This window comes from Mesorhizobium sp. LSJC280B00 (assembly GCF_000502835.1).
Taxonomy (GTDB): Bacteria; Pseudomonadota; Alphaproteobacteria; order Rhizobiales; family Rhizobiaceae; genus Mesorhizobium.
The window spans coordinates 89,282-112,090 of the sequence record NZ_AYVL01000017.1 but is presented as its reverse complement, the minus strand read 5'-3'; the positions used below and the strand labels follow the sequence as shown (position 1 = coordinate 112,090).

21 protein-coding genes are annotated in these 22,809 nt (G+C 62.8%); 11 read left to right on the top strand and 10 right to left on the bottom strand.

All coding sequences use genetic code 11. The annotated features are described in order from the left end of the window. Nucleotides 1–136: 136 nt before the first annotated feature. The gene (locus X773_RS73740) at nucleotides 137–2,548 is read left to right on the top strand and encodes a DNA/RNA non-specific endonuclease (protein ID WP_023678318.1); all 2,412 of its coding nucleotides are present in this window, start codon (nucleotides 137–139) and stop codon (nucleotides 2,546–2,548) included. Nucleotides 2,549–2,654: 106 nt separating this feature from the next. Here X773_RS73740 and X773_RS61875 read toward each other — a convergent pair whose 3' ends face one another. Then, on the bottom strand, nucleotides 2,655–3,401 hold the full coding sequence (locus X773_RS61875) for a metallophosphoesterase family protein (RefSeq protein ID WP_023678317.1): 747 nt from the start codon (nucleotides 3,399–3,401) through the stop codon (nucleotides 2,655–2,657). Between the two features lie 94 nt (nucleotides 3,402–3,495). After that, nucleotides 3,496–3,849 carry a helix-turn-helix transcriptional regulator gene (locus X773_RS61870; protein ID WP_023678316.1) on the bottom strand — a complete coding sequence of 118 codons (354 nt, stop codon included), beginning with the start codon at nucleotides 3,847–3,849 and terminating at the stop codon, nucleotides 3,496–3,498. 178 nt (nucleotides 3,850–4,027) lie between these two features. Here X773_RS61870 and X773_RS61865 point away from each other — a divergent pair, with 178 nt between their 5' ends. Then, nucleotides 4,028–5,206, top strand: a complete 1,179-nt coding sequence (locus X773_RS61865) for an MFS transporter (RefSeq protein WP_023678315.1) — start codon at nucleotides 4,028–4,030, stop codon at nucleotides 5,204–5,206. Nucleotides 5,207–5,243: 37 nt separating this feature from the next. On the opposite strand, the gene X773_RS61860 is transcribed toward X773_RS61865, so the two are convergent. Further along, nucleotides 5,244–5,702 (bottom strand): MarR family winged helix-turn-helix transcriptional regulator, encoded by a 459-nt coding sequence (locus tag X773_RS61860; protein WP_023678314.1) that lies wholly within the window; start codon nucleotides 5,700–5,702, stop codon nucleotides 5,244–5,246. 197 nt (nucleotides 5,703–5,899) lie between these two features. On the opposite strand from X773_RS61860, the gene X773_RS61855 reads away from it, so the two are divergent. Further along, nucleotides 5,900–6,691 carry an SDR family oxidoreductase gene (locus X773_RS61855; RefSeq protein WP_023678313.1) on the top strand — a complete coding sequence of 264 codons (792 nt, stop codon included), beginning with the start codon at nucleotides 5,900–5,902 and terminating at the stop codon, nucleotides 6,689–6,691. An 11-nt stretch (nucleotides 6,692–6,702) separates the two neighbouring features. Here X773_RS61855 and X773_RS61850 read toward each other — a convergent pair whose 3' ends face one another. Beyond that, on the bottom strand, nucleotides 6,703–7,302 hold the full coding sequence (locus X773_RS61850) for a LysE family translocator (RefSeq protein WP_023678312.1): 600 nt from the start codon (nucleotides 7,300–7,302) through the stop codon (nucleotides 6,703–6,705). Between the two features lie 92 nt (nucleotides 7,303–7,394). Between X773_RS61850 and X773_RS61845 the strand changes: the two genes are divergently transcribed. Next, entirely contained in the window at nucleotides 7,395–8,264 is an 870-nt protein-coding gene (locus X773_RS61845; RefSeq protein ID WP_023678311.1) for a LysR substrate-binding domain-containing protein, read from the top strand. A 56-nt stretch (nucleotides 8,265–8,320) separates the two neighbouring features. On the opposite strand, the gene X773_RS61840 is transcribed toward X773_RS61845, so the two are convergent. Both X773_RS61840 and X773_RS61835 read right to left on the bottom strand, forming a co-directional pair. Beyond that, nucleotides 8,321–8,974, bottom strand: coding sequence for a dihydrofolate reductase family protein (locus tag X773_RS61840; RefSeq protein ID WP_023678310.1), 654 nt, complete (start codon nucleotides 8,972–8,974; stop codon nucleotides 8,321–8,323). A gap of 151 nt (nucleotides 8,975–9,125) precedes the next feature. Further along, on the bottom strand, nucleotides 9,126–10,493 hold the full coding sequence (locus tag X773_RS61835; RefSeq protein WP_023678309.1) for an Nramp family divalent metal transporter: 1,368 nt from the start codon (nucleotides 10,491–10,493) through the stop codon (nucleotides 9,126–9,128). A 236-nt stretch (nucleotides 10,494–10,729) separates the two neighbouring features. On the opposite strand from X773_RS61835, the gene mntR reads away from it, so the two are divergent. The 3 genes from mntR (at nucleotide 10,730) to X773_RS61820 (ending at nucleotide 13,745) form a co-directional block, all read left to right on the top strand. Then, on the top strand, nucleotides 10,730–11,185 hold the full coding sequence (mntR, locus tag X773_RS61830; RefSeq protein WP_023678308.1) for a manganese-binding transcriptional regulator MntR: 456 nt from the start codon (nucleotides 10,730–10,732) through the stop codon (nucleotides 11,183–11,185). Nucleotides 11,186–11,408: 223 nt separating this feature from the next. Next, nucleotides 11,409–12,326 carry a neutral zinc metallopeptidase gene (locus X773_RS61825; RefSeq protein WP_023678307.1) on the top strand — a complete coding sequence of 306 codons (918 nt, stop codon included), beginning with the start codon at nucleotides 11,409–11,411 and terminating at the stop codon, nucleotides 12,324–12,326. A gap of 150 nt (nucleotides 12,327–12,476) precedes the next feature. Beyond that, nucleotides 12,477–13,745: a tetracycline resistance MFS efflux pump gene (locus X773_RS61820; protein ID WP_023678306.1), complete on the top strand. Its 1,269-nt coding sequence runs from the start codon at nucleotides 12,477–12,479 to the stop codon at nucleotides 13,743–13,745. 55 nt (nucleotides 13,746–13,800) lie between these two features. Here the strand turns inward: X773_RS61820 and carA are convergent, their stop codons facing one another. Then, nucleotides 13,801–15,018, bottom strand: a complete 1,218-nt coding sequence (gene carA, locus X773_RS61815; protein WP_084641355.1) for a glutamine-hydrolyzing carbamoyl-phosphate synthase small subunit — start codon at nucleotides 15,016–15,018, stop codon at nucleotides 13,801–13,803. Nucleotides 15,019–15,337: 319 nt separating this feature from the next. Between carA and X773_RS61810 the strand changes: the two genes are divergently transcribed. Beyond that, the gene (locus tag X773_RS61810) at nucleotides 15,338–15,787 is read left to right on the top strand and encodes a GatB/YqeY domain-containing protein (protein ID WP_023678304.1); all 450 of its coding nucleotides are present in this window, start codon (nucleotides 15,338–15,340) and stop codon (nucleotides 15,785–15,787) included. A gap of 57 nt (nucleotides 15,788–15,844) precedes the next feature. Continuing rightward, nucleotides 15,845–16,402, top strand: coding sequence for a GNAT family N-acetyltransferase (locus tag X773_RS61805; protein WP_023678303.1), 558 nt, complete (start codon nucleotides 15,845–15,847; stop codon nucleotides 16,400–16,402). A gap of 2 nt (nucleotides 16,403–16,404) precedes the next feature. Here the strand turns inward: X773_RS61805 and X773_RS61800 are convergent, their stop codons facing one another. From X773_RS61800 to X773_RS61790, 3 genes are all read right to left on the bottom strand, one after another. Then, the gene (locus tag X773_RS61800) at nucleotides 16,405–17,586 is read right to left on the bottom strand and encodes an MFS transporter (protein ID WP_023678302.1); all 1,182 of its coding nucleotides are present in this window, start codon (nucleotides 17,584–17,586) and stop codon (nucleotides 16,405–16,407) included. Between the two features lie 128 nt (nucleotides 17,587–17,714). Continuing rightward, nucleotides 17,715–17,924: a DUF2061 domain-containing protein gene (locus tag X773_RS61795; RefSeq protein ID WP_023678301.1), complete on the bottom strand. Its 210-nt coding sequence runs from the start codon at nucleotides 17,922–17,924 to the stop codon at nucleotides 17,715–17,717. 132 nt (nucleotides 17,925–18,056) lie between these two features. Then, a complete protein-coding gene (locus X773_RS61790) occupies nucleotides 18,057–19,721 on the bottom strand; it encodes a Na/Pi cotransporter family protein (RefSeq protein ID WP_023678300.1) in 1,665 nt (554 codons plus the stop codon). A 378-nt stretch (nucleotides 19,722–20,099) separates the two neighbouring features. On the opposite strand from X773_RS61790, the gene X773_RS61785 reads away from it, so the two are divergent. Together X773_RS61785 and dnaG are read left to right on the top strand one after the other, a co-directional pair. Continuing rightward, the gene (locus X773_RS61785; protein ID WP_023678299.1) at nucleotides 20,100–20,471 is read left to right on the top strand and encodes an RcnB family protein; all 372 of its coding nucleotides are present in this window, start codon (nucleotides 20,100–20,102) and stop codon (nucleotides 20,469–20,471) included. A 156-nt stretch (nucleotides 20,472–20,627) separates the two neighbouring features. Then, nucleotides 20,628–22,589: a DNA primase gene (gene dnaG, locus X773_RS61780; RefSeq protein ID WP_023678298.1), complete on the top strand. Its 1,962-nt coding sequence runs from the start codon at nucleotides 20,628–20,630 to the stop codon at nucleotides 22,587–22,589. Nucleotides 22,590–22,809: the final 220 nt, after the last annotated feature.

The following is a 22,809-nucleotide window of genomic DNA, read 5'->3' as shown; positions in this document are numbered from 1 at the left end:
AGGCGGCGCTGTGTAAGCCCGAAAAGGTGCCGCGTGTTGAATCGCGACCAGGCCACTTCCGTGAACTAACAGCCGGCAAAATATTGCACATTTCATGTAAATATGCACTCTCTCAAGTAAGGTTGAGGAGGGCAATATGGTCGACCTTGAAATATTTGCGCAGGTGGAAAACATAGTTCGCCAGCGTATCAAGAAAACGCGCGCCGAGATTGAGGCTTCACTTGATCACATCGCCAACGGCAATCCGCTGGCCGCCGAACAGACCCTCTCCAGGCGCCTCGACAGGTTGCAGGTAAAGGCGTCGCTCAGCCGCACCGAAGCGGAGATGATATCGGCAGCGATCGACATGAGGTCTGCCGGGGAAAGAAAGGCCGCCGCCAAGCAGCCAGGGCCGGAGGCAATTCTCGGCCCAACGCTCGATTTCATCGGGATCGCATTCCTCGAGCGTGGGCGCCGTGCTGCCGATGCGGTTGGCCGCGTTGCCTTTCTCAACGGCAATCCACAAGGATCGGGTTTTCTGGTCGGGCCAAGGCTGTTCCTCACAAACAACCATGTGATTTCGTCGCCGGCGGATTCCCGGCGCTTCCAGGTTCAGTTCGATTATGAGCAGGACGGTGCGAATGCCGTGCGTACGCCGACGACGTTCCTGTTCGATCCTGAATCCTGTTTCGTGACCGATAGCATAGAGGGTCTGGACTACACGCTGATCGGAGTCGGCGAGCGGCGTTCCGGTCCAAAGGAACTGGGGGAGTTCGGTTTTATCTCGCTGTCGGATGCGCGCGACAAGCATATGCTCGGCGAAATCGCCAACATCGTTCAGCATCCCGATGGCCGCTTCAAGGAACTGGTGTTGCGTGAAAACCGGCTGGTGGCCCGCGACGAAACGGTGCAAGTGCTGCACTATGTCGCCGACACCGAACAGGGTTCGTCCGGCTCCCCGGTCTTCAACAATGAATGGGAACCTATCGCCCTGCACCATTGGGCCGGCCCGTTCCACGAGGTGACGGGCATAGGTGGCTATGCGCTGGCGCGCGAGATCAACGAAGGCATACGGATCAGCGCCATCGTTGACGATCTGGGTGCTAGAAAGTCCAAGCTGCCGGGCTCCTCGGCATCGGCGGTTTCGCAAGCTCTGGCGATTTGGGCCGGCATGCCGCGCATGATGGACGAGACAGTTCGGCTGAACGCCGATATTCGCGAAGATGTGCCGGACAAGCCGGTGCAGCGGCCGGAACCGGATCGCAATCCGCCGGCGACGAGACACAATGCCGATGGCTCGGTCACCTGGACTTTTCCCGTCGAGATAAATGTCCGGGCGCCGCTGATCGACCGCGACGGAGGCGATGCGAGACGAAGCGACGGCAAAGGCCCGGCAAGCGAACCCGGGAAGGTGGCCATCGCCGAGGCCGCGGGTTGGAAAACAGAGGATTTCGACGATCGTGGAGGGTATGAGCCCGGCTTCATACCGGGCTTTGTCCTGGCAATGCCGACGGTTGCCAATTCACCCTACCGGTTGGCCAAAAACCTTCTTGCCAAACCGGGAGAGGACCCACACGAATTGCGCTACCATCATTTTTCGATCTTGATGAACGCCGATCGCAGGCTTGCCTTCGTCACCGCCTGCAATATCGATGGATCCCGCACCAAGGCGGTCAATCGTGAGGACAAGACGGTCATCGACAACCCGTCGCTTGTCGAATTGGGGGTGGAGTCGATTTCCGGTTCGGAAGCCAGCGATGCTTTCCGGCCGGATCGGCGCATCGACCTTGGCGAGCAGATGAACCAGGAATTCTATTCGAGCCAGAATGTGCCTGGATTTCCCGTCGCAAAATCCAAGGAACGAATCGCTCGAATGTTCCAGAAGGGCCATATTACACTTCGCGGCGACCCCGCATGGGGCGTCGATCAGGAGGCGGTCGCGGCAGAGCGCGACACGTTCTTTTATACCAATGCTGCGCCGCAAGTCGGCTTCTTCAATCAAGGAAGCTCGCTTGACCATCCCGGCTCCAAAGGGAAGTTGAGATGGCGCGCGGTAGAAACCTATGTGCTGCGCAACGCCTATACGACGCGAGGCCGTGTCACGGTGTTTGCCGGGCCAGTGTTCGGCGAGGACGATCCACCCTACCGCTTCGACAGCCATGTTCCGCTGAAATTCTGGAAGATCGCGCTGTGGTCCGATCAAGCTGGCCTGCGCGCCATCGCGCTGCTGGCGGACCAGAAGCCGGTTTTGGAAGTGATGCCCGAAGCGTTCGGCGAGCGTGCCGAGGCATTCGATGACCCGCTTGAAATTGCCAGGATATCGGAGTTCCTTTCGACGGTGGCCGAGATTGAAGAGCTGACCGGCCTGAACTTTGGCCAGCAGGTGCGCGACGCCGACATTCGGGCCGGTTCCGAATCCGCCCCAGCACAGACTTTCAACCCAACGCAACTAGCGCCCAAGACGTCACGGCCAAAGGCTTCGGCGACCAAGACCTCGACGTCCAAGACTTCGGCGGCCAGCACCCGACGTGCTGCCAAGGGATCGAAGCGATCCGCATCTGACGACTGAAGATTGGACCGGTCGCGACTTCTGCCGCTCGAAGGCGGTCATCCGTTCAGCTAGGCATGAGCAAGCTCAGCCTGGGATGAGCAAGCTCAGCCTGGGATGAGCAAGCTCAGCCTGGGATGAAGCCGGTGCGCAGCGCGTGAGCCCATTCGGGCCGTCCCGCCTGCTCGGCCTGATACGCCGCCGCCTCATGGTCATAGTCGACGGCGATGGATTCGAAACGATCGGGATGCAAGTCGACGATGCCGTAGCGGGCGTGCGGCGAACCCTGTTCGGAGACATGCGCCGGCGGGGTTGAATCGTCATAGGCGGGGCAGCCGATGCTGCCCGGGTTGAAGATGACCGGACCGCCGGGAATGCGGACCAGCTCGCTGCGATGGCTGTGGCCGCAAAGCATGATGCGGCAGGCGGGATCGATCGCGCCGAGGCGCCGCTGGATTGCGACCAGCGGCGCGCGCACCAGCCGGCCGTCGACGATCGCGTCAGTCAGGTATTTTTCGTCGTGGTCGGGCCGGGCGTGGAAGGCGAGTATGCCGGGCGCCACCTCCAGCCTGACGGGCAGCGCAAATAGCGCCTCGCGTTGGCCTGCGGTCAGCCGTTCCTGCGCGTAGCGGTCGGACGGCCACATGGCCTCGTCGGCGGTGTCGCGGGCAACGCGGCGGTCGTGGTTGCCGCGCACCGTCGGCAGTTCGAGCGTCTCGAGCCGCTCCATGGTCTCGCGCGGCCAGAGCGGGCCGGAAACGCAATCGCCGAGATTGACGATGAGGTCGGCGCCGCCGCGCTGCCGCAGATCATTGAGCACGGCGTCGAGCGCCAGGACATTGCCGTGGATGTCGGCGAGGACGGCAATGCGCATGGCAGGCTCCGTTAATTGGAATGGCTGGAGGGCGGGTGAAGCTACTTTGCTCGCCTCGCGAGGCGGGCGAGAGCGGAACCCAGCTTCGGGTCGTTCAGGCGCGGAGTTCGATCTCGTGGCCGCCGACCGCCGGCAACGATGCGTCGCCGGCCGCGGCAATAACACTGTCGAGCAGGCCCGGGAAGCGGCGGTCGAGATCGTCACGGCGCAGCGTGATCAGCCGGCTGGTTCCAACCGCCTCGGTGCGGGTGACGCCGGCCTCACGCAGCTTGGCCAAATGGTAGCTCAGATTGGTCTTCGAGCAGAGATCGAGGAACCGGCTGCAATTCAGCGGCACGCCCTCTTTGCTGGCGAGATAGCGCACGATGGCCAGTCGCGTCGGGTCGCCGAGCACGGCAAGCACGTTCGGCAGGCTGATCTGGTCGGCGGTGGGATGGGGCAAGGTCATGCCCAGGAATTAAGCACATTCGGAGCCGATTTCAACGCATCTCCTCTCGTGGCTAATGGACACATAGTTTCGTCCCGTCGCCCCGTCCTGACACCGGGCTGTCAGGATGGTTGGGTTTATTGACATCATGCCCTGTTATGTCCAATTGTTCAATAACCTTTGAACTAAGGAAATTGCCATGGATAAGCGCCTCATCTGGCTTGCGCTCGGATCGTTCACGATTTCGACCGAAGGTTTCGTCATCTCCAGCCTTTTGCCCGACATTGCAAAGGATGCCGCCATCTCCGTTCCGCTCGCCGGCACGCTGATCACCGCGTTTGCGCTCGCCTATGCGATCGGCACGCCGATCCTGGCAACGCTGACCGGCGAATGGGACCGGCGCCGCGTCATCCTGTGGACGCTGGTGTTCTTCGTGGTGGGCAACGTCGCCGCGGCGCTAAGCTCCTCCTTCGAATTGCTGTTGATCGCGCGCATCGTCATGGCGCTGTCGTCAGGCTTGTTCGCGGCGACCGCACAGGGAACGGCCGTTGCGCTTGTCGACGATCATCACCGCGCCCGCGCCATTGCCGTGGTCGTCGGCGGCACTACGGTTGCGGTCGCGGTCGGAGCACCGCTCGGCGCGCTCGTTGCGACGGTTGCCGGCTGGCGCGGCACCTTCTTTGCCATTGCCGGCCTTGGTGCGCTCGCCGGCGCGATCCTGTGGTACCGGCTGCCGCGCGGCATCGTCGGCACCAGGCTGCCGCTCCGGATGCGGCTGGCAGCGGCACTTCGCCCCGGCGTCATGCCTATCCTGGTGACGACCATCCTGGCCCTGATCGGCGCCTTCACCGTCTTTGCCTTTGTCGCGCCGTTCGCGATCGAAGGCGGCGGACTGAACCCGATCGCGCTTCCCGGAATGCTGCTCGCTTTCGGCGTTGGCGCGGTCATCGGCAATATCGGCGGCGGTCAGGCCGCCGACCGTTTCGGCGCGACGCGCACCGTCTGCTGGTCACTGGCGCTGAGTGCCGCGATGCTGGTCACGTTTTCGCTGATCCCGATGTTCCTGCCGCGCGAGATCGCCGGGCCGGCATTGATGGCCATGATGGTGCCGTGGGGCATCGTCGGCTGGGCATTCCCGCCGGCGCAGGCCAGCCGCATCATCAAGCTGGCGCCCGATGCCGCGCCAATCGTGCTGTCGCTGAACGCTTCGGCGCTCTACCTCGGCGTGGCACTGGGCGCCGTGGTCGGCGCCGCGGTGCTGCGCTATGGCGCACCGGCCGACCTCGGTGTGGTCGCGGCGGCATTCCCGATCGTCGGTCTGGGCGTCGTGCTGGCGGGCCACCTGGCGGCGCGACCGGTGGCGATGCCGGCCGAATAAGGCTGTCAGTGGAGCTTGGCTGCCGGCCGCCGATAGTTCAAGTCGCGGCCGGCGGTGCGTCAAAATTCAGCGCGGCGATTTCGTCCAGCGCCGCTCGCAGGCTTGCCGCCTGCTCTTTGCCAAACATCTCCTCGAAGCGCTGCTGAGCGACTTGCCACAGCTTCAGGGCTTCTTCGAGCTTGGTCCGGCCCTGCGGTGTCAGCCTGACGCGCCTGATGCGGCGGTCGGCAGGGTCGGCGAAGGTCTCGACATAACCGTCGCGGATCAGCGGCTTCAGCGTATGACCGAGGGCCGACAGGTCCATGACGAGGGCCGCGGCAATGGCACCCATCGTCGGTTCGTTGCCGACGTGGATTTGATAAAGCAGGCCCTGCTGCGTGGCCTTCAGACCCGATGGGGCCAGCACATCGTCATAGAACTGGCCGAGTTTCCGCGTCGCGCGGCGCAGCATGGCGTTATTGCAAAGCGCCAGGCCGGGCAGGGTGGTTTGGGACATTGGCGGATTTCCGATGAGGGACCGGAAGGGACCCCTCGATGCAAACCAGAAATAGTCCTTGCTCCCCGGATTGACAAGATGGTGGCATATGCCTACGTTAAAATAGTGGCATATGCCAATAATTCATGTGCCAGTCGAAGCAGGGTGTGTTGCCGTGCGGCACTGGCATTTGGAATCGAACCAGAAGGAGCAAGACAATGAGCAATCAGGACAAAGGTACAGCGGTCGTCACCGGCGCCTCGTCCGGCATCGGCGCGGTCTATGCCGACCGGCTCGCCGGCCTAGGTTATGATCTGGTGCTGGTGGCGCGGCGCGCCGATCGGTTGGAGGAATTGGCGGAGAGGCTCCGCTACGCGTATGGCATCAAGGTCGGCGTCATCAGCGCCGACCTGGCCGACGACGGCGATCTGCGACGGGTCGAGCAGGCGATATCAACCGACGACAGCGTGACGCTGCTGGTCAACAATGCCGGCCTTGGCGGCGCGCAGATGGTGGCAACGGCCGACGCTGATGTGGCCGAGCGCATGATCAAGGTCAATGTCGTGGCTTTGACTCGTTTGACCCGCGCGGTCCTGCCGGAGCTGCTGGCGCGCAACCGCGGTGCCATCGTTAACATCGCGTCGGTGCTGGCCTTCGACACCTCGTTCGGCGGCATCTACAGCGGCACAAAGGCTTATGTCGTCAACTTCACCGAGGCCTTGCAGCGGGAAGTCGCCGACAGCAAGGTCGCCATACAGGTCGTGCTGCCGGGGGCTACGCGGACCGAGTTCTGGGAAGTTGCCGGAAGCGATATTGCCGACCTGCCGGCAGAGATCGTTATGACTGCCGACGATCTGGTCGATGCAGCGCTTGTCGGCCTGGCCAAGGGCGAAACCGTCACCGCGCCCGGGCTCTCCGATCCGGCTGGGTTGGAATCCTATCTTGGTGCGCGGCAAGGTTTCTTCGGCAGCCTGCTGGCCGGCAAGCCGGCGGCACGCTACGCTGCCTGAAATAACTTATCTTACGCTGTCCGCCACATAGGAATGATCGAGGCGGCCAGCAGCAGGCCAAGCACGGCGTTGAGCATGCGCCACTGCCGCTCGGTTCGCAGCAACCGGGCGAGCAGCGTGCCCGCCACGCACCACGCCGCCAGCGATAGGGCCGCTGCAAGACCGAAGACCGTGCCGAGCAGCACGGCGAGCTGCAGCGGCCCGTTGGCGAGCGCGGCAAAGGATGCCGCCGCTCCCAGCCCCATGGCCCAGCCCTTTGGGTTCATCCATTGCAGGCCGGCGCCGCCCAAAAAGCTGTTCGGCTTTGCCATGGCCACGTCCAGGTTGGGCGGACCGCTGCGGCCGATCTTGAGGGCAAGCCACGTCAGATAGAGGGTACCGGCCATTTTCATTGCCAGTTGCAGCGAAGGAGCGGCAGCCAGCAGACCGGCGAGCCCGGCAGCACCTGCCGCAGCCACGGTAGCCAGGCCGGCCGCACTCCCGGCCATCAGCGGGATAGAGCGGCGAAAGCCGAACTGCGCGCCGGACGCCGTCGACAAGGTCGTGGCCATGCCGGGCGTTGAGGTTGAGACCAGCGCGAACAGGACGAGGGGAAGGCCGGTTTCAAATATGCTGCTTCCTTTGAAGCCTGCACCGTAGGCTGTTCGGCTCATCAGTAAATGCAATGTTTGCTATGACAGGCATTAGCAAATATAATAGCCGGATGCTCCGCAACCTCGATACTGCCCTGGTTCGAACCTTCGTCACCGTTGCCGACAAGGCTAGCATGACGGCGGCGGCCAACGTGCTGCATTTGACGCAAGGTGCCGTCAGCCAGCAGATCAAGCGTTTGGAAGAGGTTCTCGGCTGCAGCCTGTTCGATCGCGATCGGCGCGGATTGCGATTGACCCGCTCCGGCGAGCGATTGTTCGGCAAGGGCAAGCGCCTGCTTTCCCTCAATGACGAGATCCTGGCGGAGATGGCGGGCGATGCGGTTGCCGGTCAGGTGCGGCTCGGGGTGCCGTACGACCTTGTCGGCACCTTGCTTGCGCCGGTGCTGAAGGCCTATGCCGAGGCCTATCCGCAGGTCGAGATCTCGCTTGTCTGTGCTTCGTCGCCAGAGTTGGCCGCAGCCTTGGCGAGCGGCACGATAGAGCTCGCGGTGATCGAGGAGCCGATCGGTCGGTCGGCCGGTGAATGCCTTGTTGTTGATCGCCTGGTCTGGGTCGGCGCCAAAGGCGGCGCCGCCCGCGGCAAGCGGCCCTTGCCGGTTTCGATGGTCGCCGAGACCTGTGCGTTCCGCCCGGTGGTGCTGGAGGCGCTTAACGAGCATGGGCTGGAATGGCGCACCGTATTCGAAAACGGCAGCATCGACGCGACGACGGCGACAGTGCGTTCGGACTTGGCCGTCACCACCTGGTTGGCGTCGACCGTGCCTGTCGACCTCGACATTTTGGCCAACGATCCGGAGCTGCCGTCATTGCCGAATTTTTCGATCAATCTGCATTTGCCGAAGCACGACGTCGCGCCGGCTGCACTGGCATTCGCGGGCCACCTCCGCGATGGGTTGGCAGGGCGACGAGAGGCGGCTTAAAAACAGCAAAAAGGACGGCCAGTGTTCAGCCGTCCTTGATCGCCCCGCGGCGGCATCTACTTCCAGTTCTTTCGCCGCTCGATCTCGGCTTCGGACGGCTGCTCCGTGGCAAATGACCCGGTCTTGATCTCGCCGGAGCGTTCATAGCTCGCCATGAGGACGCCGGTGGTCGATGCCTGCGAACGGGTCAGCTTGAAGGCGGCAGGTATCGTGCCGCTGCCGAACAGTTTTTTGCCCTTGCCCAGCACCAGCGGGAAGATCAGCAAGCTGATCTCGTCGATCAGGTCATTGGCGAGCAAGGTCTGGATCAGCTCGCTCGATCCCTGAATGAGCAGGTCGGGGCCGTCCTCCTGCTTCATCCGGCGCAACGTCGCCACGACATCGCTGCCGAGCGGCTGGCTGTTTTGCCAGGACAGCGAATCCGGCCTGTGCGTCGCCACATATTTGGTGACGGCGTTGAAGCTGTCGGCGATCGGATCATTCTTCTGATAAGGCCAGTGGGCGGCGAAGATGTCGTAAGTCTTGCGGCCGAGAAGCAGCGCGAACGGTTTTGAAAACGTCTCGCCCATCGCGGCGCCCATCACATCGTCCCAGTAGTGAAACGTCCAGCCGCCGAATTTGAAGCCGCCGACAGGGTCCTCTTGCGGGCCGCCAGGCGCCTGCATGACGCCGTCGAGGCTGACGAATGTTGCGGCGATGATCTTCCTCATTGGAGCTCCCTTTCCCTGGTCCGTGCCGTCATGGCCGGAGTTCGAGCCAAGGACGGGCGAACGGACATTTGTCCGACAGCGGCCGGCAAATTTCTAGGACCGGGGGCAGGTGACTGCCGACCTTATCGTCTCAGCTTGGAGCCGAGAACGCTCAGCCCAAGCCAACGACCGTATCGTAGAGCAGCTTGAAGTTGAGCACCAGGATGAGCGCGGCAACCACCCAGGCCAGCACGGCAACAGCGCGGGAAATGGCGAAATTGCCCATCTTGCGCTTGTCCGAGACGAACTGCACCAGCGGTACGACAGCGAAGGGGAGCTGCATCGACAGGATTACCTGGCTGAAGACCAGCAACTGGCCGGTTCCCTTCTCGCCATAGAGCGCGGTGACCACCACCACCGGAATGATGGCGATGCCGCGCGTCAGCAGGCGGCGCGCCCATTGCGGGATGCGCAGCCGCAGGAACCCTTCCATCACGATCTGGCCGGCGAGCGTCGCCGTCACCGTCGAGTTCAGGCCGGAGGCGAGCAGCGCTACGGCAAACAGGATGGAAGCGATGCCGAGGCCAAGCAGCGGCGACAGAAGCTCGAAGGCCTGGCCGATCTCGGCAACGTCATGATGACCGGTGCCGTGGAACGCCACCGCCGACACGATCAGGATGGAAGCATTGACGAACAACGCCAGTATCAGCGCGATGGTCGAGTCGGTCGTCGCCCATTTGATGGCGTCGCGCTTACCGCGATCGGTGCGCTCATAGGCGCGGGTCTGCACGATCGAGGAATGCAGATAGAGATTGTGCGGCATCACCGTGGCGCCGATGATGCCGATGGCGATGTAGAGCATGGCCGGATTGGTGACGATCTCGGACGACGGCACGAACATCGAATGCAGGATGGAGCCGACCGGCGGGGCGGCGGCAAAGATCTGGATGGCGAAGCAGCCGAAGATGATAATCAAAAGCGCTATGATGAAGGCCTCGAGGAAACGGAAGCCCTTGTTCATCAGCAACAGCAGCAGGAAGGCATCGAGCGCGGTGATAATAGCGCCGCCGATCAGCGGAATCCCGAACAGCAGTTGCAAGGCGATCGCCGTGCCAATGACCTCGGCCAGGTCGCAGGCGATGATGGCCAATTCGCAAGCGACCCAAAGCATGAAATTGACCGGTCGCGGATAATAGGCGCGGCACGCCTGCGCAAGGTCGCGGCCGGTGGCGATGCCGAGCCGGGCGGCGAGTGCCTGCAGCAGGATCGCCATCAGGTTCGACAACATGATGATGAAAAGCAGCGTGTAGCCGAATTGGGCCCCGCCGGCGAGGTCGGTCGCCCAATTGCCCGGATCCATATAGCCGACCGAAACCATGTAGCCCGGCCCCATGAAGGCGAACAGCCGGCGAAGCCAGATCCCCGAGTGCGGCACCGAGATCGTTGCGTTGACTTCGCGAAGGCTGGGCTGCTCGTCGTCATCCGGGCGGGCAAATCGCCACATGGACCGGGGGGCTGAGGTGGCTTCGGCTTCCGACATGAAATGGCTTTCCACTGGAACGATCGATGTTGTCTCCTTATCTATGCCACGGCTGAACATTATGCAATATGCTATATTTCATTGTCTGAGCTTTTTCCTGTGGCCGCTTGGCCGTGCGGCCGGAACGGCAGTGAACGCCGGTTGCGCCGGCCACCGAATGGAAATAAACGGCCAGAACCAATAGGGTTCCGTGTTATGACCGCAATGTCGATTCAAACTGCCGGGAGGAGCGCGTATTGGCGCTGAAGAAAAGACCGGTTCCTCGCGAAAAGCCGCTGCCTGACGCAGAAATCCACTCGGAAGGCTTCAGGCAGACGCGTGAAGCGCGCCGCAGCGCGCTGGTCGAGGATTATGTCGAGCTCATCGCCGACCTGATCGAGGATGGCAACGAGGCGCGCCAGGTCGATATCGCGGCACGGCTCGGCGTCGCTCAGCCGACGGTGGCGAAAATGCTGACGCGGCTGTGCGCCGACGGGCTGGTCTCCCGGAAGCCTTATCGCGGCGTGTTCCTGACCGATGCCGGCCGCAAGGTTGCGGAAGAGAGCCGCATTCGCCACCAGACGGTCGAGGCCTTCCTGCGCTCGCTCGGGGTCAGCGCCGAGACGGCGCGCATCGACGCCGAGGGCATCGAGCATCATGTCAGCGCCGAGACGCTCGAAGCCTTTCGCAAGGCAATAATCGCCGCCCGCTGAAAAGCACGGCCAGCGTATCTCTTCGCGCGACTCGTTTCCCACGAGCAGGGTGAACGGCACAGACCTTGCGATGTCTCGGCCAGAGCAGGCAAGCGTCAGCAAGCATTGCTTGTTCGCACGAAAAATACTGTGACTTGGCGTAACCATTGAGATAATTGTTGTCGTGTCCGATCGAACCGGGACACGGCCCGATCGGCCGGAAAATTGCATCACGGGGGTTGCCATGCTCTGGAAGGGCCGTCGTCAGAGTGACAATGTCGAGGACGAGCGCGGCCAGAGCGGCGGGCTTGGCGGCGGGCCGGGGCAGTTTCGCATCCCGATCGGCGGTCGTGCCGGCGGCGGCGGCATGTCGGGCATTATCATCGTAGGGTTGATTTTTCTGGCAGGGTGGTATTTCGGCTTCGACCCGAGTCAGATCCTCGATAACAGCGGCTTGCAGCCCGGCGGCGGCCAGATCACCGACAATAGCGGCGAGCAAGGCGGCGGCACCGGTGCGCCGGCATCCGACGAGATGAAGCAGTTCGTGTCGACCGTGCTGGCCGAGACCGAGGATACCTGGACCGGTATTTTCCAGTCCGAGGGCCTGACCTATCAAGATCCAAAACTGGTCCTGTTCAGCGGCCAGATTCGCTCCGCCTGCGGTTCTGCCTCGTCAGCGGCCGGACCATTCTACTGTCCCAACGATCGCAAGGTCTATCTCGACACCACCTTCTTCCAGCAGCTCGATCAGCAGTTCGGTGCCTCGGGCGATTTCGCACAGGCCTATGTGATCGCGCATGAGGTCGGCCATCACGTGCAGAACCTCGTCGGCATCCTGCCCAAATTCAACCAGATGCGGCAGAGCATGGGCGAAGCGGACGCCAACCACTTGTCGGTGCAGGTCGAGCTCCAGGCCGACTGCTTTGCCGGCATTTGGGCACATTTCACCGGCCAGAAGGGCATTTTGGAGCAGGGCGACATGGCGGAGGCACTGAACGCCGCCAAGCAGATCGGCGACGACACGCTGCAGAAGAAGATGCAGGGCTACGTCGTGCCGGAAAGCTTCAACCACGGAACGTCGCAGCAGCGGCAGACCTGGCTGGCGCGCGGGTTCCAGAACGGCAAGCTTTCGGACTGCGACACGTTCAACAACCCGATCTGAGCCGACGGTTTTCTCGTAATCCGAGAGACTGGACCGCAGTCAGGGGATGTCAGGATGAAAGCACTCTGCCCGTTCCCTCATTGTTCCCAGCGATGTGCTCGCCTATAAGGTGTGTTCCCGTTCGCTCGGGCGGCCCGAGGAGATACCATCATGATAGACCCCAAAACCGCCAGGCGGGGCCTTGCGCTTGTTTTCACCACCCTGCTGCTCGACATCATCGGCTTCGGCATCATTATGCCGGTGCTGCCGGCCTATCTCAGGGAATTGACCGGCGTCGGCATCAGCGAGGCGGCTATCGAGGGCGGCTGGCTGTTCTTCGTCTATGCGGCGATGCAGTTCGTTTTCGCACCAGTGATGGGCGGGTTGAGCGACCGGTTCGGGCGGCGGCCAATTCTGCTCGCCTCGGTGCTGACGTTCGCTATCGACAATCTGATCTGCGCTATCGCCTGGTCCTATCCGATGCTGTTCATCGGCCGCGTGCTGGCCGGCATTTCCGGCGCCAGTTATTCCACGACATCGGCGTTCATTGCCGATATCTCGACCGACGAAAATCGTGCGAAGAATTTCGGGCTGCTCGGCATTGCTTTCGGCGTCGGCTTCGTCATAGGGCCGGTTCTGGGCGGGTTGCTCGGCACGTTCGGGCCGCGTGTGCCGTTCTATTTCGCTGCCGGGCTTGCTTTCGCAAACTTTCTGATCGCGCTGTTTCTGTTGCCGGAAACACTTGATAACAAGCACCGTCGCCGCTTCGAGTGGAAACGCGCGAACCCGGTCGGCACGCTCGTCCAGATGCGCAACTACGAAGGTATCGGCTGGATCGGACTTGTCTTCTTTCTGATGACTCTGGGGCACATGATGTATCCTGCGGTCTGGTCGTTCGTCTCCAGTTATCGCTATGGCTGGAGCGAACAACAGATCGGCTTCTCGCTCGGCGCTTTCGGCCTGTGCGGGGCGATCGTCATGGCGACAGTCCTGCCGCGCGTGATCCCTAAGCTTGGCGAGTGGAAGACGGCGGTAATCGGTCTGGCATTTACCGCACTCAGCGCCTTCGGCTACGCCTTCGCGTCACAAGGCTGGATGATCTATGCAGTGATCGTCGTCGGATGTCTCGAGGCGTTGGCCGACCCGCCGCTCAGAAGCCTGGCGGCCGCCAAGGTGCCACCTTCCGCCCAAGGCGAACTCCAGGGCGCGATGACCTCGATCTTCTCGATCACCTCGATCATCACACCGCTGCTTTATACGGCGATCTTTTCCTGGTTCACGGGGCCGAACGCGCCCGTAGCTTTCGGCGGTGCCCCCTATCTGCTCGGCGCGATTTTCCTCACGCTGGCGCTCGTCGTCTTCGTCACCAGGGTGGCCAAGCCGACGCCGAAGGAAGTCAAACGCATGCACGCGCAGGAAGCGGTGACAGACGGGGCTTGATCGGCGCCGGGAGCCCGGCCGGCGCCGTCAGTCAAATCCGTTTTTACGCAATGCGCTAAACACGCTCGGCCAGTGCCGGCTCGCCGCGCTTTTCGCGGATCAAGTTGACGAAGCGGCGAAACAGATAGTGCGAATCCTGCGGGCCCGGCGAGGCTTCGGGATGATGCTGGACCGAGAAGACCGGTCTGCCGGTGAGCGCAATGCCGCAATTCGAACCGTCGAACAGCGAGACATGGGTTTCCTCGACGCCGCTCGGCAATGAGTCGGCGTCGACGGCAAAGCCATGGTTCATCGAGACGATCTCGACCTTGCCGGTGGTGTGGTCCTTGACAGGATGATTGGCGCCGTGGTGGCCCTGATGCATTTTTGCGGTCTTGCCGCCCAGCGCCAGCGCGAGCATCTGGTGGCCGAGGCAGATGCCGAAAAGCGGGATTTCGGTCTTCAACAGATCCTGGATGACCGGAACGGCGTAGTCGCCGGTGGCTTCCGGATCGCCAGGGCCGTTGGATAGAAAAATGCCGTCGGGCCGCATCGCCAGGATCTCCTCGGCGCCGGTTTTTGCCGGCACCACAGTGACCTTGGCGCCGAGGCCGGCCAGCAGGCGCAATATGTTGCGCTTGACGCCGTAGTCGACGGCAACGACGTGCATCGACGGATCAGCCTGTTCGCCAAAGCCCTCGTTCCAGACCCAGGGCGTCTCGCGCCAGACCGAGGACTGGCCGGAGGTCACCTCCTTGGCGAGATCAAGCCCGATAAGCCCTGACCATGCGGCGGCGCGGCGCTTGAGGTCATCGACGTCGAAGATACCGTCGGGCGCGTGCGCGATGACGGCATTGGGCATGCCCTTTTCGCGGATCAGCGCGGTCAGCGCCCGCGTGTCGATGCCTGAAAGTGCGACGATGCCGCGCTTCTTCAGCCACTGGTCGAGACCGGTTCCGGCGCGGTAATTCGACGGGTTGGTGACATCGGCCTTGAACACGGCGCCGACGGCGCCGGCGCGGGCCAGCGGGTTGAGGTCCTCGATGTCTTCGTCATTGGTGCCGATATTGCCGATATGCGGAAAGGTGAAAGTGACGATCTGGCCGGCATAGGATGGGTCGGTGAGTATCTCCTGGTAGCCGGTCAGCGCGGTGTTGAAGCAGACCTCGGCGACGGCGGAGCCGGTGGCGCCCAGACCGCGGCCCTCTATGACAGTGCCGTCCGCCAGCACCAGCAGGGCTGTCGGTCTCTCGCTGGCCCAAGGGGGGGTCGACGCGGCTGTCATCGTTGCCATGGCGGCACTCCTAAAGGTTGCGCCCTCAGTCGGCGCAACAAAAGGCGCGAAGCGGCGATCTCACAGCCTCGGCGCGCTAAGTTTTCATTTGTGCCTGTCGTTGCCCAAAACCGCTACGCATTTTTGGGCGACGTGCACTAGAATTCAATTCATGCAAGGCCCAGTACATAGGGGAAGGCGCCAAGGCGGTCAATGATGCCGCGCCGTGCGAGCCTGGATTTATTTCGTCGAATAATATCAGCGGTTTGCCGGACGCTATCGAGTTTGCGTTGAGCTATCGGCACGACTATTGTCCGCGGCATTCGAAGGAGAAAGCACCATGCGAGGCAAAATCGCCGAATCCCTGAAGAGTGCGATGAAGGCGCAGGACAAGCGCCGGCTGCCGACATTGCGGCTGATCCAGGCGGCCATTCATGATCGCGACATCGCCAATCGCGGCGCCGGCAAGGAGCCGGCCAGCGACGACGAAATCCTGCAGATCCTGGCCAAGATGGTGAAGCAGCGCGAAGAATCGGCCAAGGCGTTCGATGACGGCAAGCGGCCGGAGCTTGCAGCGCAGGAGCGCGACGAGATGGCCATCATCCGCGACTTCCTGCCGACGCAACTGGGTCAGGCCGAGACGGAAAGCGCCGTCCGTTCCGCCATCGCCGAGACCGGCGCTAGCGGCGTCAAGGATATGGGCAAGGTGATGGCGGCGCTCAAGGAGAAATACGCCGGTCAGATGGATTTTTCCAAGGCGAGCGGCATCGTCAAGAGCCTGCTTCAGTAAGCTGCCGAAGGCCCTTGCCGTCGCGCCCGCAATCCGGCAGCCAAAAAGCTCGCGCCCGTGATCGAACTCGTCAAACCGGCGCTTGAACACCTGCCGTCCTACAAGGCGGCCCTCGAGCGCGGCTGGTCGCCGGACAATGTGCGGCTGCTCGACGCGACGCGCGAGCAGCTTGCGGCTATCGAAAAGGATCCAGCGACTTTCCTTGGCGATCTCGACGATTCCGATGGCAAGGGACCGCCGATCACCTTGCCCGACGGTTCGACGGTGCCGCGGCTGCCCGGATTCCGGCGCTGGATCTGGGACGGGGAAGTCGCAGGCTCAATCGGCCTGCGCTGGCAGTACGGCACCGCGGCGCTGCCGTCGCATGTGCTCGGCCACATCGGCTATGCGGTGGTGCCGTGGAAACGGGGACGCGGCTATGCGACCGAGGCGCTGCGGCTGATGCTGGTGGAGGCGAGGGCGGTTGGCCTGCCCTTCGTCGAAATCACCTGCAAGCCTCACAATGTGCCCTCGCAGAAGGTCGTTCTGGCCAATGGCGGCCGGCTCGTCGGGCGTTTCTTCGAGGACGCCGCCTATGGCGGCGCGGAAAGCCTGCGCTACCGGATCGATCTGTAGCCCTATTCGGCGGCAGCCGGCAGCGGCGGCGCAGCCCGGCTTCGCCATTCCCAGACATGCGAGGCAAGCGCAACCGCGACCGCGACCAGCATGGCGATCGCGCCAACCACCGGCAGGCTGCGATAGCCATAGCCGGCATTGAGCATCGCCGCGCCGAGCGATGCGGCGAGCGCGATGCCGACATTGAAGCCCGACGGGATGAGCGACGAGGCAAGGTTGGAGGCGTCCGCGGTCCAGGTCAGGATGCGGGTCTGGATCGGCGTGCCGATGGCAAAGTTGAGGCCGCCCCAGACGAAGATCGCTATCACCATCGGCAGCGGGTAAGGGCTGACAGCGTAGATCAAGGCGAGCATTGCCGCCTGTAGGAAAAGCATGGCGATGAGCGACGGCATCAGCTTCCAGTCGGCGAGCCGCCCGCCGACGAAGACGCCGATCGTTGCGCCGACCCCATTGAGCAAGAGCACCCAAGGTATCCATTTCTCGTCGAGGCCTGTGACCTCAAGCAGCGTCGGCGTGATGTAGGTGAACAGGCCGAACTGGCCGATCATCAGCATCAGCATAATAATGAGCGAGGTCCAGACCTGCTGGCGTGCGAGCACGCGGACCTCGCTTCCAAGGCTCGCCGACGGGCTCGACGATCCCGTCTTGCGCGGCAGCAGGGCGCCGATTGCCGTGAAGGCCACCACACCGAGCGCGCACATCACCCAGAATGTCGCATGCCATCCCCAGATGTTGCCGATTGCCGTGCCGGCCGGAACGCCGATTACGTTCGATACGGTGAGGCCGGACAGGATCAGCGCCACCGCCATGCCGCGCTGGTCTTCGCGCACGAGGCCGACGGCCACCACCATGGCAACGCCGAAATAGGCGCCATGCGCCACGGCCACCGCTATCCGCAACAGCAGCATCGAGGCGAAGTCGGGCGCCAGCGCGCAGGCGGCCTGGCCGATGGTGAAGGCTGCAGTCAGTCCAAGCAGCAGGGCCTTGCGGGAGAACCTTTTGGTGGCGAGCGCCAGCAGCGGGCCGCCGACTGCAATGCCGCCGGCATAGCCGGAAACGAGATAGCCGGCGGTCGGGATCGCGACGCCAAGGCCCTCCGCCACCTGCGGCAGCACGCCGGCGATGACGAATTCGGTGGTGCCGAAGGCGAAGGCGGCAATGAACAGGGCAATGAGGGGGAGCATGGCGGAATGGCGATCCTCGGATAAGGTCGCCTCAAACCACGGATGAGGGCAGCGGGCAATCCAGAAATTGTCGACGCCGCTTTAGCTTTTCTTGATCGCCGGTCAGGCGCCCGCCGCGGAGGCAAGAGCTAGGCGGCTGCCTTCCTTCCATAAGGAATTTTCAGCCACGCTCGCTCGTGAAGATAGTAGAGCAGCGACTTGGTGACGACCTCGGTCAGGCCGATGGCCGCGGCGAGCTTGATGCTTCCGGTCACGACGAGCGAAATGATCATCGTGTCGATGGTGCCGGTGACGCGCCAGGAAAGCGCTTTGGCGAAGCTGCGAGAATGGGTGTCCATCGACTTTCCTTGCGGTAGATGCGGCGATCTTTAGCCGACAGACAGGAGGTGGCGCAAAGATAATTTTTGCGCATTGGCCCACAGCAATTTTCATAGGCGATGTTCTGAAGCTACCCGGCCTGTGGACGCAATCTATCCAGCCTTCAGCCGCGAACCGGTGAGCAGGCCGCGCTCCTCAAGCACGGGATAGGCCATCGAGGCGAGCAGCGAGTTGATCTGCTTGAGGTCGCGAATGGTGTCTAGATGAATGGAGCTGGTCTCGACGCTCTTGGGGGTGCCGTCGCGCAGCCGCACGAAATGGCTCTGGCTGGTTTCCTTCTCGCGGTCGCGCAGCCGGTCCTTTTCCAGCACCAACTGGCGAGCGGTCTCCGGATCGCGGGATACCAGCACGTTGAAGGCAAGCCTGGCATTGGCAAGCACCAAGCCATGGAAGGCGCAAAGCTCACGCCAGCCTTCCGGCGTGAACTCCAGCCCGCGCTCGAATTTCTTCTTCACGTGGACCAGCATGTTGCGCACGATGATGTCGCCGACCTGCTCCAGCTTGACGCAGGCGCCGATCAGCTCCTGGCAACGCAGCGCCTCGTCCTCGCTCAACGGGTTCTTGGTGACCTTGGCCAGATAGAGCTTGATCGCAGCGTGCTTCCTGTCGACACGGTCGTCGAGTGCGGCCAACGCGCCGATCTTGTCGGCATCGGCGCTCTCATAGAGCTCGATGATCCGTTTCAGCATGATCTCGACCGTTTCGCAGACCCGCACCACCTCGCGGGTGGCGTTGGCCAATGCCTGGCTCGGCACGTCGAGCGCACTTTCGTTGAGCGCCGAAAGCTCGACGACGTCGAGCGCGTTAGCTTCCTGGGGCTTGGTGCCCAACGCCACGATCCTTTCCGAGGCGCGATAGACCAGGCTCGCCAGCGGTAGGCCGGCGATCAGGATCAGGATGTTGAAGACAATGTGGGCATTGACGATCTGCTCGGGCACCGTGCTGCCCAAGAAGGCGACCGGCGGCTTGAACGTCAGGAACAGGATCAGCATGATCAGCGAACCCATGCCGCGCATCAGGAGATTGCCGATCGGCACGATACGAACGCCGGGTTCTGCGTTGCGGGTTAGAAGCGGCGCGATGATCGAAGAGCCGAGATTGACACCGAGCACCAGCACGATGCCGAGTTCGGGCGGGATGAAGCCGCGGCCGGCCAGCGTCACCATCAGCAGCACCGCGGCGATCGAGGAATGGAACAGCCAGGTGACCAACGCCGCCAGAAGATAGGCGGTGACCGGATCGCCGGAGAAGTAATCGACGATGAGCGGCATCAGCGTGCTCTGGCGCAGTGGCTCCGACGCCTGGCCGATCATTTCCAGCGACAGAAGCAGCAGGCCGATGCCGACCAGGATGCGGCCGAACTGGCGCCAGTCGCGCCGCTCGGTGGCCATGAACATGACGGTGCCGGCGACCAGGCAGATCGGCACCAGCAGCGACAGATCGAAGGTGAGCAGCTTGACCACCAGTGCCGAGCCGATCTCGGCGCCGCGCACCGCAAGCTGGCCCGACATGCCGCTGACAATACCGGAGCCGGCGAATGAGCCGACCAGCAAGGTGACGGCGGTCGAGCTTTGCAGCGCGACAGCCAGGCCGCAGCCGGCCAGAACCGCCATGAACGGATTGCGCATTGTGGCGCGCAGTTTGTGGCGCAGCACATCGCCATAGGCGCGCTCGACGCCGGTCTTCACCAAACGGGTGGCAAACAGCATCAATGCGACCGCACCGGCAAGGTGCAGCAAAACGACAGAGCCACTCATGCCCGACCCCGCAACCCAACAGATGCCAGCGACGCGGGCGCCGTGACGTCAAGGGTGCAAAAGTGGGCGCGAATCGTGGACATTGCAGAGGTTGATATTACTCCGATTTATTTTAGCCGAATAATAAATTTTGCCCGGTTCCGACGCCTGTTGGCACGCGACGGAGCGTGTCGGAAATGGATGGCTGACAAAATGGTTGCATAGACTGCGGAGTTGCGGCGGGTCATGCGTCCATTCTCGGACGTCCGCTTTAAAGGTAACGCTGAATTAGTCGTTCTAAATGTAGGTAATCATTACGAAAACGTAATCTCGGTGTTCAGTTTCGGTTCATCCTCCCGGCTCTATTCCGTAGGCATCGACAACCAAGGAGTACCCGCCATGAAACGTATCGTTCTTTCCGCCATTGCCTTCTCGATGCTGGCTGCAACCACCTGGCAGGGCCAGACTGCACCTCTGAACACACCAAACGCGTCGCAGTCGAACTACAGCCAGGTCGACTGGCAAAGGCCCGGCAGGCATGTCGACGTGAACAAGCGCGTCGTAGTGAAGAAAAAGATCGTCGTGAAGCGCAGCCATTGGCGCAACGGCCAGAGATATTCCAGCTGGAAGCGTCACCAGCCGATCCGCGACTATCGCCACTATGGCCTGCGCCGTCCGGGTCCCGGGCAGGAATTGATCCGGGTCGGCAACGACTATCTGCTGGTCAGAGTTCTCTCCGGCCTGATCTTCGGCGCCATCGCCGCGCAGTGAGCCCGGAACGGCTGACCGCGCTGCGTCGGTTTAGATCGAGAAGGCGGCCCGCGGGCCGCCTTCTCTTTTTGGCCTGTGAAAACCGGGTATGATCGCCATTAGGAGTCGTCGGGCTTCGACCGTGTGATTATATGGAGGCCAAACGAGCTGTCCCCCATGCGCTTTCCGCCTGCTTTCCTCGACGAGATCCGCGACCGCGTGCCGATTTCTTCGGTGATCGGCCAGCGCGTCGCGTGGGACAGGAAGAAGACTAACGCGCCGCGCGGCGACTATTGGGCGTGCTGTCCCTTCCATGGCGAGAAGAGCCCGTCCTTCCACTGCGAGGACAAGAAGGGCCGCTACCATTGCTTCGGCTGCTCGGTTTCGGGCGACCATTTCAAGTTCCTGACCGAACTTGACGGGATGAGCTTTCCTGAAGCGGTCGAGAAGATCGCCGACATGGCCGGCGTGCCGATGCCGGTTCGCGATGCCCAAGAGGAGCGGCGCGAAAAGGAACGCGCCAGCCTGACTGACGTCATGGAGATGGCGACGGCGTTCTTCCAGGAACGGCTGCAGGGACCGGAAGGGGCAAAGGCCCGCGCCTATCTGCGCGACCGGGGGCTGACACCGGCGACGCAGCAGTCTTTCCGCCTCGGCTATGCCCCCGACAGCCGCAATGCGCTGAAGGAGCATCTTGCCGCCAAGGGTGTCCCCAAGGCCGACATCGAGGCGTGCGGGCTGGTGCGCCATGGCGACGACGTCCCGGTTTCCTACGATTGGTTCCGCGACCGCATCATGTTCCCGATCCCGGATTCCAGGGGCAAGATCATCGCCTTCGGAGGGCGGGCACTGGCGCCGGATGCGCTGGCCAAGTATATGAACTCGCCCGATACGGAGCTCTTCCACAAGGGCAACGTGCTCTACAATTTCGCCCGTGCGCGCCAAGTGCTGGGAAAGGGGGCGCTGGCCAAGGGCGGCACCGTCATTGCCGTCGAAGGCTACATGGATGTGATCGCGCTGGCGCAGGCCGGCTTCGAAAACGTGGTGGCGCCGCTCGGCACCGCGTTGACTGAAAACCAGCTCGAACTTCTATGGCGCATGGCTGGCGAGCCGGTGCTGTGCTTCGACGGCGACCAGGCCGGGTTGAAGGCAGCGTGGCGCGCCGCCGACATGGCGCTGCCGGCGGTCCAGGCAGGCCGCTCCGTGCGCTTCGCCCTGCTGCCGGAGGGCAAGGATCCCGACGATCTGGTCAAGGGTGACGGACCGGATGCGTTCCGCGCCGTGCTTTCCGAGGCGCGGCCGCTGGCCGACCTCTTGTGGATGCGCGAGACCGCCGGCGGCATCTTCGACACGCCGGAACGGCGGGCGGAGCTCGAAAAGACGCTACGCGAACTGACCAGCCGCATCCGCGACGAGAGCCTTCGCTATCACTACCAACAGGAAATGCGCGAGCGCGTGCAGAGCTTCTTCGGTGCCCAGCGCGGACGCCAGGGACGTCAGGACGGACGGCCAGGTGAGCGCTTCCCGGGCAGGGTCTCAGCACCCGGCGGACAGTTTGCACGTGGCGGCAATGCCGGTGGGCGCACCGCGATCACCGAAAGCCTCGGCCGCTCGGCGCTGGTCAAACGCGGCGGCGAGGGCATGTCGGTGCGCGAGGCGACGATCATTGCGGCCCTCGTCAACCATCCCGTGCTGATCGACGAGAATTTCGCCCATGTCGAGTTCCTCGATCTCGCCAATTCCGATCTGAAGCGGCTGCATGCGGCCATCCTCGACGCCATGGCGCACGATATGGCCAACAACCGCGAGGCTGTAATCGCGACGATCGAGCGGGCCGGCTGCGGTGAGATCTGGCAGCGCGCGGTGGCACTGATCAAACGTGCGCGGCAATGGCCGGCGCTGGAAACGGCAGCACTCGACGATGCTCGCGATGCGTTCAGCCAAGCTCTCCACTTGCAGCGCAGCGCGCGCACCTTACATAAGGAGCTGAAGCAGGCGGAAGCAGCGCTCGCCAGCGATCCCACGGACGAAAATTACCGGCACCTGGTCGAAATCCAGGCGCAATTTCGTGATGTGCAGGCAACGGAAGCGCTGATCGAAGGGTTTGGCGTTTCGTCGGGCAGAGCTGGGCGCGTTTAGATCGAAGCCTCCAGAAGACTGAAATGTAAGGACGTGCTTGCGCGTTGAATCAAGCGTGCGGTGCTCTAAGTCGGGTAATTGATTCGCTTTTTTCATGCGAATCATGCGAGAGGCGCTTGACCTTCCGCCAGAATGGCGGAATCAGGTCGATTCGAAACGTTAACCCGCCCCGGCATCGACGGGAATGCAGCGATGTAAGGTACTGATCACTGGACAGGCA